Below are 16188 nucleotides of genomic sequence, written 5' to 3'. Positions count from 1 at the left end.
GGCCATGAGCCGTTGATTGCCTTGCAGCATGGCCATCTATCTTTTTTTAAGAACAGCTTTTAAAGAACGAATTTTCGTGTTTTGTACACCATTTTTTAGTACAGTATCAACAATTCCATTAGACGTCAAGTTATAATTGGCCCTTAAGATGTCTTGGGTGCCATGTTCAACAAATTCATCGGGAATGCCCATTCTTTTTATTTTGATATCCGTAAGTTCGGCTGATTCGATTAGTTCAAGAACAGCACTGCCAAAACCCCCAGCCAGAACATGTTCTTCTATGGTTACGACATTCCCAATACGTTTAACATAGTTTAAGATAAGTTCTTCATCCAGGGGCTTGGCAAACCGGGCATTGATCACCGCAGCCTCAATACCCTGGGCACTTAAAGACTCAGCAGCCTTTAATGCTTCCTGCACCATGTTGCCAATGGCCAGGAGAAGCACGTCGGTACCCTCTCTTACTACTTCACCCCTGCCAATGGGCAGACACTTTAGCGACTCCGCTAAGGAAACCCCCACACCATTGCCCCGGGGATATCTTATCGCCACAGGTCCATCATAGAACACAGCTGTTTTAAACATATGTTGTAATTCAGCTTCATCCTTCGGGGACATAATGATTAGATTCGGTACATTGCGTAAAAAGGACAAGTCAAAGACACCATGATGGGTGGGACCGTCATCCCCCACCAGACCACCTCTGTCCATGGCAAAGGTAACGGGTAAATTCTGCATGCAGACATCATGTAAGAGTTGGTCGTAAGCCCTTTGCATAAATGTTGAATAAATGGCTGTCACAGGTCGATACCCCGATGCAGCCATGCCTGCGGCCATGGTTATGGCATGCTGTTCGGCAATTCCCACATCAAAGTACCTTTTGGGAAACTCCTTGGCAAAGTAGTTTAAACCTGTACCGCTGGGCATGGCTGCTGTAATGCCAATCACTCTTTCATCCTCTTTAGCCAGCTGTACAAGAGTTTTCCCAAATACCTCGGTATAACTTGGGGGGCCCTCGCTTTTCTTTACTACGCCGGTATCCGGGTCAAAGGGACCCACCCCATGATAAGAATCCGGGTTTTGTTCTGCTGGCTGATATCCTTTGCCCTTTTTCGTAAGCACATGAACTAACACTGGACCACTTACGGTTTTAGCCTGCTGCAGCATGGTAATAACCGCTTTGATGTCATGTCCATCAACTGGCCCAAGATAGGTAAAACCAAGTTCTTCAAAAAGCATTCCGGGAACCACTAAATATTTTAGACTGTCCTTTAACCGATCTGCTAATTTTAGCAGTTTAGAACCATGGGGTAATTTTTGCAATAAATCTGAGATTTCATCTTTACCCTTAGAATATTTGGGGTCCGTTCTTAACCTGCTTAAATACCCGGACAAGGCTCCAACATTTGGTGCAATCGACATTTCATTATCATTTAAGACAACAATCATATTGGTCCTTAGATGGCCGGCGTGGTTCATCGCTTCAAAGGCCATACCGCCAGTCATAGACCCATCACCGATGACCGCAACCACAGAATTATTTTCTCCCTTGAGATCCCTGGTTAAAGCCATGCCCAGAGCGGCGGATATGGAGGTGCTGCTATGGCCGGTGGCAAAGGCATCATGGATACTCTCCCCCGGTTTAGGAAAGCCGCTGATACCGCCATATTGGCGCAAAGTTGCAAACTGCTCCAGGCGGCCGGTAAGCAATTTATGTACATAACTTTGGTGTCCAACGTCCCAAATTAAGCGGTCCTGGGGTGTCTCAAAAACCCGGTGCAAAGCAATCGTAAGCTCCACCACCCCTAAGTTTGGTGCTAGATGGCCGCCGGTTTGAGAGACGGTTTGAATGATCACATCTCTTATTTCGTGAGCTAAACCCTTCAGTTGTTTCATATTTAGGCTTTTTATATCCTTGGGACTAGAAATATTTTTTAATAAGGAATCCAATCAATGTCCACCCTCTTTTTAGACCTTTTACTTCTTTTTAACAGACTTTTTGTCCGTAATATCCCAATATGCCAAAAACCTTCCTACAAAGAATATTACATCATTTGCCCTGGTTACGGCTAGTGCTTTTCCCATCGCTTTACCGGAAACTGTTAGGGAGGCAATTAGTGCGGTCATTACTATATTGGCCCATAGGGCATCTAATTTGGGATTACTATTGATTATTTTAACCATAATTGATATACCTAAAGCACCACTTACGGTTCCTGCAATATCCCCAATCACATCATTGCATATATTGGCAACTTTATCGGCATTGCGTAATAAAAAAACACCTTCTTTTGCCCCGCGAATACGTTTGGCGGCTTTGGCATGAAAAGGTGCCTCCTGGGCAGCAGTTACTGCGGTCCCAATAATATCAGCAAAAATTCCTATTAGTATAATAAATAGCAATCCGGACAAGGATATAATAACACTTTTTACGATCCTTGTCATAGTTTCAGATAACAATGAAAAAAGAACAGCTAATGAGAATGAACCGATGAATATAAAAAACACATACCGACTAGAAACATTGGTTTTGTGGTTTCCCAAAAATTTTCACTCCATTTATGTAAATAGTAATAAGTGAGTAGCAGATCAGGTAAATGTTGTGGCTTAGGTCCAGCAGGTTTTCCCATAGCGGTACCGGCTGTCGCCAAACCGGCGGTTTCCCTTTAAACCCTATCCGAGGCGTCGCCGCTCTCAGAGCTAGATTACCACTTAGTCCACACTTTAATCCCTGATCTGCCTCGGCAGGTGCCGAACAGCCTAGGAGTTTTCCTCGACAACATTAATCCTTCTTAGACTCTTTTGCAGCAAGGGTTTCAACCCACAATCATACATACGGGCCCGTATGTATGATTGTACCAGAGGAATCCACCAATGCCACTTCAAGTCAGGCTACACTGCACGCAGCTTCCCACCACATGCAGGTTAACAACCAAGCCATAGTTCGCCGTTTCCGACTCCCCACGCACTTGGGTCTCCACGGGGACGGGGTCGATACCCACATGCCATTGCAGGTCGCCCCATCCCCTTAACTCCCAGTACCAGCCCCCAACTGGGCGTCAAAAGCCAGAACCAGGAACTTCATCGATGTGCCCTTAACGGATTTTTAGGCCCGTCTTCAGAAGGGTAATGTTGACTAGGATACTGCATCACTTACAATTAACTTATGTTTCAAGTACGTTATGAATTATAACATGTGAAAACTTCTGTCTCAAATGTCACCTGAAGTTAAACTAGACCCACGAACAGAAAGAAAGACTAAATTCTCGCTAAAAACTCTTTCTTTCAAATGGACAATCGCTCAAGCTTGGTTTTAGCACTATCAGAAAGTATAAGATTTTAAGGATGATCGTATTAAGAAAAGCGAAGGCTCGCTTGCCTGTGACCTTTAGGTTATGCCCTAAAGAGGGTGCGCTATGGGCCTGGCGCACCCTTAAGGGCATAATTTTCTAATGATCCCTATTGATAATAAAATGCATCATATCTCTTAAAAATTCCGCTTCCTGATTAAAAACTTTTAATGCATTGACTGCTTCTGCCGCGGCACTTGCGGCCATTTTTTTGGTATTAGCCAGACCATAAATAGCCGGGTAGGTGGATTTTTGATTTTTTAGATCGCTGCCCAAGGGCTTACCAATTTTTACCTCATCACCCTCAATATCCAACAAATCATCCTTTATCTGAAAAGCCAATCCCATTTGTTCAGCGTATTGGGTCAGTGACTCTAATTGACTGTCTGTGGCCCCACCTAGAATGGCACCAGCCCGGATGGCCGCCCTAAATAAAGCACCTGTTTTATGCCTATGAATATACTCTAAGGTGGCTCCATTTATTTCCTGCTTTTCGGATAGCAGATCAACCACTTGACCACCTATCAGGCCCCCTGAACCGGCTGCTCTCGCTATTTCCCAGGTTACCCGATTGACTGCTGCGGCAGGGAAATCTTCTGCGGCCTGGGCAATTAATTCAAAGGCTAAGGTTTGTAAGGCATCACCCACCAGGATGGCCATTGCTTCCCCATATACTTTATGATTTGTGGGACGTCCGCGTCTAAAGTCATCATTATCCATGGCCGGTAAATCATCATGCACCAGTGAATAGGTATGAATCAGTTCCAGGGCACAGGCCACAGGCATTACTTTCTCTTTGCTGCCCCCCACCGCCCGGGCCGCTGCCATTACCAAAATAGGCCTTAATCTTTTGCCCCCGGCAAAAACACTATAGCGCATGGCTTCATGAATTATCATGGGATAGGTCTCTGCAGACGGCAGATAATGCTCTAAAGCAAGATCAACCTCTTTTGACCACTGTTTTAATTCCTCATTAAAGGTCACGTCAATTTCCTCCTGACAGGGCAATGGATGCATCTCTAATTTCACCATCTGCCATTAGCACACTGATCTTTTGCTCCGCCTGCTCCAATAGGTTGTTGCAATACTTGGATAAGGCAATCCCTTCGGCAAATAAATCCAAAGCCTGATTTAGGGGCAGCTGGGTTGATTCCAACTCTCGCACAACTTCTTCTAATCGGGTCAAGGCCTGTTCAAAGGTTTGATTATTTTCTTCCATTGTTTTGTCCCCCAGTTTTACATTCTTTCTTGAACTGTTTTTTGGGTAACCAGACTTATTTCTATTGCTTCTGCCAAAAGAGTTGTTCTTTGACTTATCAATTCATTTGTTTTACTCGATAAATTTATATAAGGAATATTGGCATCCACTAAAAGCAAAGCTCCCTTAAGGGCCGCTTCAAGCAGGTTGGCGCCCACTCCCACGTCACTGATAGCATATTTGCTGCCAATATGGGCTAAGTCTTTGGCTGCTCGTAGTCCCCGAAGACAACAGTGGGCCATCTCCAAGGGGACCTTTGCCGCAAGGATCGCAGCCTGTTGTTTCCTTTCTCCTCGCAGAGCTTTTTCCTCAGGGGTTTTATTGGGCAGCGACAGGGCCTGTCGAAACTCCTGGTAAGCTTCCATATCCTGCTGGGTCAAAGCCTTTAAGGATGAGGAGTTTTCCCCCAGGATTACCAGAATTTCCTTTAATTTATCCGTTAGCTGCCGGTCTTTCTCTTTTTCCAAGGAGATTTTGGCCACCATGGCAAGCATGCCCAGGCCAAGGACCGCAGAAATTGCCGAGACCCCCCCGCCACCTGGCTCTGGTTCCGGTGCTGCTGCCCTGGTAAAAAGGTCGTCCACGGACCAATTAAGGTAACTTAACAACTGGGGTTCACTCCTATCTCATGTGCCATCTGAAGTTTCATTCCCTTAAGCACGTTCTTTAACATCAGGACGGTGGTTAGGCTGCCCACTCCCCCTGGTACAGGTGTGATCGCACTGGCTATTTCTTTAACCTGTGCAAAATCCACATCACCCAGGATATTGCCGGCAACCTCAGAGATACCGGCATCCACTACCACTGCGCCGGGCTTAATCATATCCGCAGTAATTAACCCCGGTTTACCCACCGCAGAAATTACAATGTCCCCCTGCCTGGTAAAGTCTCTTAGACACTTGGTTCGGCTATGACATACCGTTACGGTACTGTTTTCTGCCAATGCCATAAATATTAGCGGCTTACCCACTGTTTCACCACGACCCACAACCACCATATGCTTTCCTTCCAAGGAAATACCCGAGCGTTTCAGGATCTCCAGGCAGCTCAAAGGAGTGGCAGGACGCAAACACATACCCCCGCTAATCAAATGTCCCCGATTAAAGGGATGCAAGCCATCAACATCCTTCAACGGCGAAATTGCTTCCATCACCCTTTGTTTATTAATCTGGGAGGGTAATGGCATCATCATCAAAATGCCATGCACAGTCCTATCATCATTTAGGCCATTTATCTTGAGGATAACTTCCTCTTGGCTAGAATCCTTTGAAAGTGGATAAAGTTCAAACAAAACACCTGCATTTTGGCTGACCTTGCCCAGAAACTTGGCATAGGCCACCGAAGCAGGATCATCCCCCACCAGGATAACGGCTAATTTAGGTTCAAGACCTTTCCCTTTGACAGTGGCAATTTCCTGCTTTAATTCTTCCCTCAGGATGGCTGCAACTCTTTTTCCATCTATTATTGTGGTCATGCTGGCTCCTTCCAAAAAATAATATCAATCGAATCATCAAATTTGCTTTTCCTTAACCTGGCATGAAATTTTACCCTTCCGGAGTACTACTTCCACTCCCTGTCCCACCTCTACCTTGGTGGCATCGCTAAGGATATCCCCATTGCTTGTACTGCAGATACTATATCCCCTGGCAAGGGTGGCCAAGGGGCTTAGTACATTTAATTTTCCTGCTAAATTGGCCAACTGAGAGGTTCTCTCAGCTAGGCATATTTTGCCGTTTCGCTGCAAATTATTGGTTAGTAGATCCAGGGTTTGTTGCCTGCTGCCAGTGATCAGATAGGGTCTTTGCAGGGAAGGTGCGGCCAAGCAGTGCTTGACTCTCTGTTTAGATTTGTCCAGGTAATTAGCCATCCCTTTTACTAACCGTTTCTCCAGGGTGCCTAAATAGCGACCCATCTCTTGACAATCTGGCACCACTAATTCAGCCGCCGCAGAGGGAGTAGGGGCACGCAAGTCAGCTACCATATCTGCCACGGTAAAGTCCGTTTCATGACCCACGGCTGAAATTACCGGAATTTTAGATTTAGCAATGGCCATGGCCACTGCCTCTGTATTAAAGGCCCACAATTCTTCCAGGGAACCGCCGCCCCTGCCAACAATTAAAACGTCTACGGTCCCCAGGCCGTTCATTTGTTCAATCCCTCTGCTAATGGATGCCGGTGCCCCTTCACCCTGCACTAAAACCGGTGCTAAAAGGATCTGCACCTTCGGCCAGCGGCGTCTCATGATATTAAGCATATCTTGCAGGGCAGCCCCGGTGGGAGAGGTAACGATGCCGATCACTTTAGGTATCCTGGGAATTGGCTTTTTTCTTTCCTTATCAAAAAGCCCCTGGGCGGCGAGCTTTTGTTTTAATTGTTCTAAGGCGATATAAAGAGCGCCAACACCATCTGGTTCCATGGACTCGGCATAGAGCTGATAGGTGCCATCCCTTTCATAGATCGAAATGTAGCCTTGAATAATTACTGACATGCCGTTTTCCGGACGGAAGAGCAGTCTCCTGGCCCGGGAGCGAAACATGACTATTTTTATACTGCAGTCCTTATCCTTGAGGGTTAGGTAGGCATGTCCGGAACTATGCAGCTTAAGATTTGATATTTCTCCCTTTACCCATAGGTTTGACAAAAAGAAATCATTTTCAAACTTATCCTTTATGTATTTGGTTAGTTCTGAAACCGAAAGGATTTTCATGGAGTATCCCTTTCACTGTTTTTTATTTAACACAAAAGTTTGAGGTTTTTTTACAAAATTGTCAAGAAGAACTTTAAATCCTTCGTAATATTGCATCAGCGGGGGGTGCTATCGTTATCCCCATTTGCTCCGCCAAAAGTCGCTCAGGGGGATAACGATAGCACCTGGTAATTTGATGGGTTTCACTTATCTAAATATGAAACCTAAAAGTGTATCGCCCCCGTAGAAGCGATACACTTTTGTCCTAGCGGAATTAGTTTTTCTTGGGTCCCTTAGACATTAAATACTCGTGAATACTATTGGCTGAAGTGCGGCCAGCACCCATGGCCTTGATTACTGTGGCGGCACCAGTGACAACGTCGCCACCGGCGTAAACCCCATCCTTGGAGGTTTTACCGGATTCATCCGCTACGATGTTACCCCGTTTATTGGTTTCTAAATCCGGGGTTGTACTGGTGAGCAGGGGGTTAGGCCCTTGGCCGATAGCTACGATAACTACATCTACTGGTAAAACATATTCAGACCCGTCGATGGGAACTGGCTTCCGGCGGCCGGAGGCATCTGGTTCACCTAGTTCCATTTTGAGGCACTCCAAACCCGTTAACCAACCTTCTTCATTGCCTACATATTTGGTTGGATTGGTCAAGAAGAGGAACTTTACTCCTTCTTCCTCGGCGTGCTCCACTTCTTCTAAACGAGCAGGCAGTTCCGCCCGGGAACGACGATAAACAATGTAGACCTCTTCGGCACCCAAGCGCAGAGCCGTCCGAGCTGCGTCCATCGCTACGTTGCCGCCACCCAAAACAGCTACCTTTTTGCCAACCTTAACGGGTGTATCACACGCTGGGAAACAATAGGCTTTCATTAGGTTCGAACGGGTTAAAAATTCGTTAGCAGAATAAACACCGTTTAGGTTTTCTCCCGGCAGGTTCATAAAGTAGGGTGTACCTGCTCCGGTGCCCAGAAAAGCTGCATCAAAACCTTCCTCTTGGAATAGTTCATCCAGAGAGGTGATTTGACCAACAATGGCGTTTGTTTCAATTTCAACGCCCATTTTCTTTAAGTTTTCGATTTCCTTCTGCACAATGTGTTTGGGCAGACGGAATTCGGGAATACCATACATTAACACACCACCAGGGGTATGCAAGGCTTCAAACATGGTCACAGCATGTCCTAACCGAGCTAGGTCAGCAGCACAGGCTAAGCCCGCGGGACCAGAACCAACAATGGCCACTTTGTAGCCAGTGGGATCAGCCTTTTCAATGGCGGCTTCTTTATTTACGATATAATCGCCCACAAAACGTTCCAAACGGCCAATGGCCACTGGTTCATTCTTTTTACCAACAATACAGAACTTCTCACATTGGCTTTCCTGGGGACAAACCCGTCCGCAAACCGCTGGTAAAGCATTGGTACGTTTGATGACCTTGGCGGCTTCATCAAAATTACGTTCCTTAACTAAGGAAATAAACTCAGGAATATCTACGCTTACGGGACAACCCTGCTTACACAGTGGTTTTTTACAATTAAGGCAGCGTTCAGCCTCTGCCAAAGCTAGCTCTTCTGTATAGCCAAGGGCCACCTCTTGAAAGTTCTTGGCCCTTACCTGGGGGTCCTGATGAGGCATTGCATGTTTTTTAGGAATAATTTTAGCCATGGCACTTACCTCCTCCACCACAACCACAGGTGGTTTTCTGCAGGGCTTGCTGCTCTTCGGACTTATATTGACGGGAACGGATCATCTGTTCTTCAAAGTCCACCAGGTGGCCATCAAATTCAGGTCCATCCACACAGACAAATTTGGTCTCGCCACCGATGGTCACACGACAGGCACCACACATACCTGTGCCATCTACCATAATTGAGTTCAAGCTAACCATGGTTTTAATATCATATTCCTTCGTTACATTAACCACAGCCCGCATCATCGGCAGTGGCCCAATGGCCATAACCATAGCAGGTTTGCCTTCTTTTTCAATATATTCGCGCAGGACATCCGTGACAAAGCCTTTGCGTACATAAGAGCCGTCATCTGTGGTGACAAGCAGTTCATTACAGGCCTCTTGCATGGGTTCTTCCCAGAAAATCAAATCTTTGTTTCGGGCACCCATGATACCCACCACATGATTTCCCGCTGCTTTCATTTCCCTAGCGATGGGGAATACAGGGGCAACACCTACCCCACCAGCTACCATCACCACGGTGCCAAACTTGTCCACATGGGAAGGAACACCCAAGGGACCTACAAAGTCCTGGACGGCATCCCCAGCATTTAATTGACCAAGTTTTTTGGTAGAATACCCTGCTTCAGCAAAAACAATTGTGACAGTACCAGCTTCCCGGTTGAAATCGGCAATGGTTAGAGGTATTCTTTCACCATTTTCATCGACTTTTACAATAATAAATTGTCCTGCCCGGGCTTTTTTGGCCACTTTAGGTGCCAGAATCTCGTACTCATGAATAGCTGGTGCCAGGGTTCTCTTTGCTACGATTTGATACAACCTGATCTCCTCCTCTCCGAAGCATATAAAATTAGGTCTTTGGGCATCAAGGTTTTATATTTATTTATTCTTGATTGCCTAAGGCTGCTATTGCTTCGTCCTTGTTGTTATCTAATAACTTGCCTAAGATCCCGTTCACAAAACGGGCGGAATCCGGGCTGCCAAAAACCTTGGCCAACTCCAATGCCTCGTTTACTGACACACTTTCCGGAATATCAGATCGATACTTTATTTCATAAAGAGCTAACCGCATGATATTGCGGTCAACGTTGGCCATACGGTTTAATTGCCACTCCTTACTCACACCGGTAATCATCGCATCAATGTCCTCTAGATGTTCCAGGGTACCCCAAACTAATTGTCGGGCAAATTCAATCTCCTGGGGACCAGCCCCAAACTCCTCTGCAGTATTCGTGAGGGCAAGGTTTGGTTCGGTTTTGCCTAAGTCGATTTGAAATAATACTTGCAGTGCAGTTTCTCTGGCCTGCCTTCTGCCCAAGTTAGGACCTCCTCAAAATCAAATATTTATAATTAGTTTTCCCAATTAACTGTACTTACATAGATATTTCCTTGGTTCACCAACGATCCCGAAAAAGCCAATCCATGGCCCTTCGAAAATCAAATCTTTCATCGATACCTCTGCCAATAAAATAACCAATGATGATACAGAAGGCCACAAATAAAGCTTTAAAAAAACCGTAAGTGATGGCAAACCAGCCAAAGGCCAGCCCAAGAAAAATCCCTATCGCTTTCCCCTTATGGTTTTCGACAATTTTTTCAAAAATTTTTGCTAGCATTTTCACCCTCCTTTGGCTGGTTTTACTCTACCCTAGGACGGGTGTTGGATATGTTATCTACGATGACCTTGATGTCATTTACAGTTATCCCGGTGGTTTGTGAGAGATATTCCTGAACACGTTGCTGTATTTCCCGGCTTACCTCTGGAATGCTGATATCCGGAGCTACAATCGCCCGAATATGCAAGGCCAGGCCCCGTGAGGTTTGCACTACCCTAGGCTTGACCTCTTTAACACCGTGTATTTGGTGTACCACCTTCTTAACCAGATTCTCAATGGTTAGGACTGATATTCTTACTTGTCCTAATATATAGTCATGCACCACTGCTTTACCGGTTTGGCGTCGGCTTAGAGCTACCCACAACAATCGCAAACCCAGTAATAAGAGTATGGCTATAAAAATTGCAAGATAAATCTGCATCTCATAAACGTTGGGCCTTTGCCATAAAAGATGCAAAGGTTGCTGCCACCAACCAGAGACAATGGCTAAGGACAGCAGGCACCCAACCGATATTACCAGGCTGTAAATAATGAGTAAAATACGGTCAAAGGGGCTCATAACATCCCCTCCCTTTTTTATATTACTATGAACTGTTGCAAAATAAAAGCAATTTATACTAGCATACTATTACCAGCTTAAATTAAAAATGCTAGTTTTACTGGTACTTTCTAAGGAAAAACCAGGAACCCGTGTTGCCAAAAATCTTTGTCATCCCGGGCGACAGCGAAGGATCTTCTAACATTTGGAAAGCTAAACCTTAGATCCTTCGCTATCGCTCAGGCTGACACAAAGTTTTCATAGCTGCATTCAGTTATTCCCGAAAGTACAAAGGTAAAATTTTCGAGATAAAATATAAAATGCGGAACCAATGTTGCTATTGGTTCCGATCTTTTTCGCTGCTTTTAAGTTTTACCTAACTCGGTTAGACTCATCTTCTTTTGTATCTGTGTTAGGGAAAGTAACTCCCTGCACATGAATATTAACCTCAACCACCGATAGACCTGTCATTCCTTCAATGGCACGTTTAACATTCATTTGAATTTGGGTAGCCACATCGGGAATACGCACGCCAAACTCCACAATAACAAATAGGTCAACGGCAGCTTCCTTTTCCCCGACTTCAACCTTTACCCCTTTGGACAGGTTTTTTCTGCCCAGCATTTCTGCAATGCCGCCACCGATACCACCACTCATACCGGCAACACCAGCAACCTCCGTTGCTGCCATACCTGCGATTACACCTACTACATCATCAGCAATGCGGATACCACCCAAACCATCCTGGGGCGTCATAACCACAATATCACGCTTATTATCTGACATGGCTACACCTCCAAAATTATCCAATCCTTCATAGTGATTATAGCATATTGGGACTAGTCACAGCAACTGCAGCACTAGTCGGGCAGCATACGCCGCTGGATAAAGTTTGTATAGACCTCACCACGACGGAAAAAGGCGTTATTCAGGACCTTTTTATGGAAAGAAATGGTGGTTGGCACCCCTTCGATGACAAATTCATCCAAGGCCCTTTGCATTCTAGCAATGGCTTCATCCCTGTCCCTGCCCCAGACAATAAGCTTGCCTATCATCGAGTCATAAAAGGGCGGGATGGCATAGCCGGCAAAAGCAGCACTATCCAGACGAACCCCTGGACCACCTGGCGGATGATATAAAGTAATGGTACCAGGGTGAGGCATGAAGTTTTTATCCGGATTCTCAGCATTTATGCGGCACTCAATGGCCCAACCATCAATCCGAATATCATCTTGACCATAGCCCAAAGATTCTCCGGCAGCAATACGGATTTGTTCCTTAATTAAATCAATGCCGGTAATTAATTCCGTTACAGGATGTTCAACTTGAATCCTGGTATTCATTTCAATAAAGTAGAAATTGTTATTAATGTCTAAGAGAAATTCCACCGTTCCCGCATTATAGTAATTGACCGCCTGGGCAGCCTTAACCGCAGTTTCACCCATTTTCCGGCGCAATTCAGGGGTCAGGGCAACCGATGGGGCCTCCTCAATTACCTTTTGGTTCCTTCGCTGAACAGAGCAATCCCTTTCCCCAAGGTAAACCACATTGCCTTCGTTGTCCCCGAGGATTTGAAATTCAATATGTCTGGGTTGCTCCACATATTTCTCTAAATAGACATCCCCATTGCCAAAGGCTGCCTGGGCTTCGTTCCTGGCAGTATTGATAGCTTTCATCAGATCTACTTCACTGTGTGCTACCCTCATGCCGCGTCCCCCGCCACCAGCGGAAGCCTTGATCAATACCGGATAACCAATTTCCTTGGCGGTGGCCATAATTTCATCCTCATTGCTGACGGCCCCCTCAGAGCCAGGCACCACTGGTACGCCAGCTTTGATCATGGTGCTGCGGGCCAAAGCTTTATTGCCCATATATTCAATGGCATGACGGGAAGGCCCAATAAAGGTTATCCCACAGTCTTCACATATTTCTGCAAAACCTGCATTTTCGGCCAGAAAACCGTACCCGGGGTGGATCGCATCCACCCCTGATACTTCAGCGGCACTAATGATATTGGTAATGTTTAAGTAGCTTTTGCCAGAAGGAGCCGGCCCGATACAATACGCTTCATCAGCCAATCTAACAGCTAAACTATCACGGTCAGCTTCAGAATAAACCATCACTGTTTTAATGTTTAACTCCCGACAAGCCCGAATAATACGTAGGGCAATCTCACCCCGGTTAGCAATTAATATCTTTTTAAACATGTGTTCTCCCTACTTTTTTCTTATCAAGAACAATTGTTGTCCATATTCAATCGGCTGGCCATTTTCAACAAGAACTTGCATAACTTCACCAGCATGTTCTGCTTCGATTTCATTCATCAATTTCATCGCTTCAACGATGCAAAGGGTCTGGCCCTTCTCTACAACATCCCCTACCTTAACAAAGGGAGCGGCATCCGGTGATGGTGCTTTGTAAAAGGTACCCACCATGGGTGCGGTAACAGCAATTAAATCATCTGAAGGCTGGGCTGCAGCCGCCGGGGCTTCTGCCGCAGGGGTTGCTTCAGCCTGTGGTGCTTCACTGACCGGAGCTTCCGCTGTTTGCTTAGCAGGGGCAGTTGTCACACTGGCTGTTACCTTGCCGCCCTTACGAATTGATACTTTAACGCCGTCGCTCTCCAGATCTATTTCGGTAATATCCGTTTGATCCAATACTTTAATTAGCTCTCTTAATTCACTAAGGTTCATATTACTGGCCTCCTTGGTTCTCTTGGTACTGCTGAAATCGGCGGGTGCCCCAGGTTTAATGGATGCTTCCTTCCGATGCGGGCCCGTTTCTCCCCTTTTGCGCGCTTCAAAAAACTTACGTGCCACCTGGGGAAACAATGCATAACTTAAGACATCTTCCTGACTGATGGCTAAATCCTTAATCTCATTTCTTAGTTTATCCAGTTTTGGCTCCAGCAAGTCGGCAGGGCGACAAGTAATGGCTTCCTTTTCACCTAATACCTTGCGGCTAATGGCAGGATCAATGGTGGCAGGAGGTTTGCCGTAGTAGCCTTCCACATAGAGTTTTACTTCACCGGGAATCAATTTATACCGTTGCCCGGTTAATACGTTTAGGACAGCCTGGGTGCCAACAATTTGGCTGGTTGGGGTAACCAGAGGCGGATAACCCAGTTCTTCCCTTACTCTGGGTATCTCTTCTAACACCTCTTCTATCCGGTGCAAGGCCTTTTGTTCTTCCAATTGGGATACAAGGTTGGAAATCATGCCCCCTGGGACCTGGTGTTCAAATACTCTCATATCCGTAATCCGTGTTACACCCCGCTGCTGGCCCAGTGATCTTCTCACATCTTCAAAATACTGAGCCACTTCAAACAGGGATTTAATACTCAGTCCGGTATCATAGGGGGTACCCTTCAGTGCCCGTACCACAGTCTCTACCGGTGGCTGTGAGGCACCGAAAGCCATGGGCACCGAAGCAGTATCTACGATATCCACGCCGGCTTCAGCAGCCTTTAGGTAGGCACCCACTGCCATACCACCGATATAGTGGCAGTGTAATTGTATCGGCACACTGAGATGCGCCTTAAATAACTTAACCAGTTCATAGGATTTATACGGTGCTAAAAGACCCGCCATATCTTTAATACAGATGGAATCAGCACCCAGTTCCTCTAAGCGCAGGGCAGTTTCCAAATAGTGTTCAGTGGTATGCACCGGGCTTACGGTATAGACCACCGTTGCCTGGGCATGGGCACCGGCCTTTTTGGTAACCTCGATGGCCTTTTCCATATTTCGAATATCATTCAGAGCATCAAAGATCCGAATAATATCCATACCACTTTCTACGGTTTTATGAATAAACGCTTCTAAAATATCGTCAGGGTAGTGCATATATCCCACTAAAGACTGTCCCCGTAGTAGCATTTGCAGGGGGGTATTTTTAACATGCCTTTTAATCAAACGGAGACGTTCCCAGGGATCTTCATTTAAAAAGCGTAAGCAAACATCAAAGGTTGCGCCACCCCAAACCTCCAAAGAGTGGTAGCCCATTTGATCCAACTTCTCCACTATGGGCAGCATATCATCAGTAGCCATCCGGGTTGCCCACAGGCTCTGGTGTCCGTCACGCAGGGTTGTATCAGTAATTTTTAAATGGTTACTCATTCGTTCCTCCTCCCCCAGCAATAAGTAACAGAAAGCTCAGGTTATTGTATTTGTGCAACAACCTGAGCTTTGTCAGTTGCCGTAAAAAAAATTATCCTATAGTTGATTATATATAAGTACTGGAGGATTGGCTACTAAAGAAGCACAAGTATACAATATTCTATGGTTTTACCAAAAAGCCCTTCTTTTTGACAAGATTTTTTTAGCCGTCAGCTAAAAACAACCGCTGGATGGACCCGAGGCCATGGGCCTCCATCGCCCGCCATAACCCTTCAGCAATACCTGCAAAAAAGCGGCTGACAGACGGCGGCTGGCGTTAACTCTTCGGTATAATCACGATATTCTGCGGTTGGGCCTGGGTGCTGCGGGATACCAAGTCCGTGATTTTAATGGCGTCCTCTTGGGTTAAATCCCTCGCTTGGATAACAACGGTCACTGTTTTTCCTTCTAAGAATACCACAGAATCTTGATAACCCTTAGCCCGAATCAGACTTTCTACCTCCAATTCCTTTTGTAAATTATTGCTGATAACATACATTTGCTCCTGCGCCTTTTTCCTGACCTCCGGGTCCGAATGGGTGTTATTAATAATTTCCCTGGCTATCTCAATTTGATGCCCCCGGCTTCTTTCCCGTTCCAAACGATACTCCACAAAGAAGCCGCCGTTATCATTGAGGACATCATTGACCTCTGCCGGGGATTTTTCTTGCTGCACCTCTACGGCATTGCCTGAGGGGGTACTATCGGGTTTAACAAAAACCTTCCCATCAACCTCCAAGGGGGCAGCCTCCTGCACCGGTGGTCTGTTGGTAAGATTCGTCGTTTCCTTAATCTCATGAATACCTCCTTGCCAGCCCACGGCTAATAAGGCAAGGCCCGCCACCGTTAATAACCCGAGAAACATGAAGCGCTTGGACAT

Annotated in this window: 16 protein-coding genes; all 16 read right to left on the bottom strand. The window is 45.9% G+C overall.

Annotated elements, in window-relative coordinates; genetic code table 11:
• Nucleotides 1–36: 36 nt before the first annotated feature.
• Nucleotides 37–1950, bottom strand: coding sequence for a 1-deoxy-D-xylulose-5-phosphate synthase (gene dxs, locus V6C11_RS11585; RefSeq protein WP_333531321.1), 1914 nt, complete (start codon nucleotides 1948–1950; stop codon nucleotides 37–39).
• A 27-nt stretch (nucleotides 1951–1977) separates the two neighbouring features.
• Nucleotides 1978–2544: a hypothetical protein gene (locus V6C11_RS11580; RefSeq protein WP_333531320.1), complete on the bottom strand. Its 567-nt coding sequence runs from the start codon at nucleotides 2542–2544 to the stop codon at nucleotides 1978–1980.
• A 905-nt stretch (nucleotides 2545–3449) separates the two neighbouring features.
• Nucleotides 3450–4334: a polyprenyl synthetase family protein gene (locus V6C11_RS11575; RefSeq protein WP_333531319.1), complete on the bottom strand. Its 885-nt coding sequence runs from the start codon at nucleotides 4332–4334 to the stop codon at nucleotides 3450–3452.
• A 1-nt stretch (nucleotide 4335) separates the two neighbouring features.
• Complete coding sequence (xseB, locus tag V6C11_RS11570; RefSeq protein ID WP_333531318.1) at nucleotides 4336–4569, bottom strand: exodeoxyribonuclease VII small subunit; 234 nt, start codon at nucleotides 4567–4569, stop codon at nucleotides 4336–4338.
• Between the two features lie 17 nt (nucleotides 4570–4586).
• Nucleotides 4587–5216 carry a cyclodeaminase/cyclohydrolase family protein gene (locus V6C11_RS11565; protein WP_333531317.1) on the bottom strand — a complete coding sequence of 210 codons (630 nt, stop codon included), beginning with the start codon at nucleotides 5214–5216 and terminating at the stop codon, nucleotides 4587–4589.
• Nucleotides 5210–6082, bottom strand: a complete 873-nt coding sequence (locus tag V6C11_RS11560; RefSeq protein ID WP_333531316.1) for a bifunctional 5,10-methylenetetrahydrofolate dehydrogenase/5,10-methenyltetrahydrofolate cyclohydrolase — start codon at nucleotides 6080–6082, stop codon at nucleotides 5210–5212. Before V6C11_RS11560 ends, V6C11_RS11565 begins: the two co-directional genes overlap by 7 nt.
• Before the next feature lie 36 nt (nucleotides 6083–6118).
• A complete protein-coding gene (gene xseA, locus V6C11_RS11555; RefSeq protein ID WP_333531315.1) occupies nucleotides 6119–7315 on the bottom strand; it encodes an exodeoxyribonuclease VII large subunit in 1197 nt (398 codons plus the stop codon).
• 253 nt (nucleotides 7316–7568) lie between these two features.
• A complete protein-coding gene (gene gltA / locus V6C11_RS11550) occupies nucleotides 7569–8972 on the bottom strand; it encodes an NADPH-dependent glutamate synthase (RefSeq protein WP_333531314.1) in 1404 nt (467 codons plus the stop codon).
• Nucleotides 8965–9816: a sulfide/dihydroorotate dehydrogenase-like FAD/NAD-binding protein gene (locus V6C11_RS11545; RefSeq protein WP_333531313.1), complete on the bottom strand. Its 852-nt coding sequence runs from the start codon at nucleotides 9814–9816 to the stop codon at nucleotides 8965–8967. Before V6C11_RS11545 ends, gltA begins: the two co-directional genes overlap by 8 nt.
• A gap of 64 nt (nucleotides 9817–9880) precedes the next feature.
• A complete protein-coding gene (gene nusB, locus V6C11_RS11540; protein WP_333531312.1) occupies nucleotides 9881–10315 on the bottom strand; it encodes a transcription antitermination factor NusB in 435 nt (144 codons plus the stop codon).
• A 76-nt stretch (nucleotides 10316–10391) separates the two neighbouring features.
• Nucleotides 10392–10613 carry a DUF2273 domain-containing protein gene (locus tag V6C11_RS11535; protein ID WP_333531311.1) on the bottom strand — a complete coding sequence of 74 codons (222 nt, stop codon included), beginning with the start codon at nucleotides 10611–10613 and terminating at the stop codon, nucleotides 10392–10394.
• Nucleotides 10614–10635: 22 nt separating this feature from the next.
• Nucleotides 10636–11172 carry an alkaline shock response membrane anchor protein AmaP gene (amaP, locus tag V6C11_RS11530; RefSeq protein WP_333531310.1) on the bottom strand — a complete coding sequence of 179 codons (537 nt, stop codon included), beginning with the start codon at nucleotides 11170–11172 and terminating at the stop codon, nucleotides 10636–10638.
• Nucleotides 11173–11523: 351 nt separating this feature from the next.
• Entirely contained in the window at nucleotides 11524–11937 is a 414-nt protein-coding gene (locus V6C11_RS11525) for an Asp23/Gls24 family envelope stress response protein (protein WP_333531309.1), read from the bottom strand.
• Between the two features lie 74 nt (nucleotides 11938–12011).
• Nucleotides 12012–13358 carry an acetyl-CoA carboxylase biotin carboxylase subunit gene (gene accC / locus V6C11_RS11520; protein WP_333531308.1) on the bottom strand — a complete coding sequence of 449 codons (1347 nt, stop codon included), beginning with the start codon at nucleotides 13356–13358 and terminating at the stop codon, nucleotides 12012–12014.
• Nucleotides 13359–13367: 9 nt separating this feature from the next.
• Nucleotides 13368–15269, bottom strand: a complete 1902-nt coding sequence (gene accB, locus V6C11_RS11515; RefSeq protein ID WP_333531307.1) for an acetyl-CoA carboxylase biotin carboxyl carrier protein — start codon at nucleotides 15267–15269, stop codon at nucleotides 13368–13370.
• 316 nt (nucleotides 15270–15585) lie between these two features.
• Nucleotides 15586–16188: a SpoIIIAH-like family protein gene (locus V6C11_RS11510; RefSeq protein WP_333531306.1), complete on the bottom strand. Its 603-nt coding sequence runs from the start codon at nucleotides 16186–16188 to the stop codon at nucleotides 15586–15588.

This window comes from Desulfotomaculum sp. 1211_IL3151 (genome assembly GCF_036763075.1).
Classification (GTDB): Bacteria; Bacillota; Desulfotomaculia; order Desulfotomaculales; family Desulfotomaculaceae; genus Desulfotomaculum.
Note: the sequence above shows the minus strand (reverse complement) of the source record. Positions and strands in the feature narration are given on the sequence as shown.

Bases quoted from the DNA above. Each gene is read 5' to 3' on its own strand.
- gltA (WP_333531314.1), bottom strand. From the start codon at position 8,972: ATGGCTAAAATTATTCCTAAAAAACATGCAATGCCTCATCAGGACCCC.
- amaP (WP_333531310.1), bottom strand. From the start codon at position 11,172: ATGAGCCCCTTTGACCGTATTTTACTCATTATTTACAGCCTGGTAATA.
- accC (WP_333531308.1), bottom strand. From the start codon at position 13,358: ATGTTTAAAAAGATATTAATTGCTAACCGGGGTGAGATTGCCCTACGT.
- V6C11_RS11510 (WP_333531306.1), bottom strand. From the start codon at position 16,188: ATGTCCAAGCGCTTCATGTTTCTCGGGTTATTAACGGTGGCGGGCCTT.
- xseB (WP_333531318.1), bottom strand. From the start codon at position 4,569: ATGGAAGAAAATAATCAAACCTTTGAACAGGCCTTGACCCGATTAGAA.
- V6C11_RS11525 (WP_333531309.1), bottom strand. From the start codon at position 11,937: ATGTCAGATAATAAGCGTGATATTGTGGTTATGACGCCCCAGGATGGT.
- xseA (WP_333531315.1), bottom strand. From the start codon at position 7,315: ATGAAAATCCTTTCGGTTTCAGAACTAACCAAATACATAAAGGATAAG.
- V6C11_RS11560 (WP_333531316.1), bottom strand. From the start codon at position 6,082: ATGACCACAATAATAGATGGAAAAAGAGTTGCAGCCATCCTGAGGGAA.
- V6C11_RS11535 (WP_333531311.1), bottom strand. From the start codon at position 10,613: ATGCTAGCAAAAATTTTTGAAAAAATTGTCGAAAACCATAAGGGGAAA.
- accB (WP_333531307.1), bottom strand. From the start codon at position 15,269: ATGAGTAACCATTTAAAAATTACTGATACAACCCTGCGTGACGGACAC.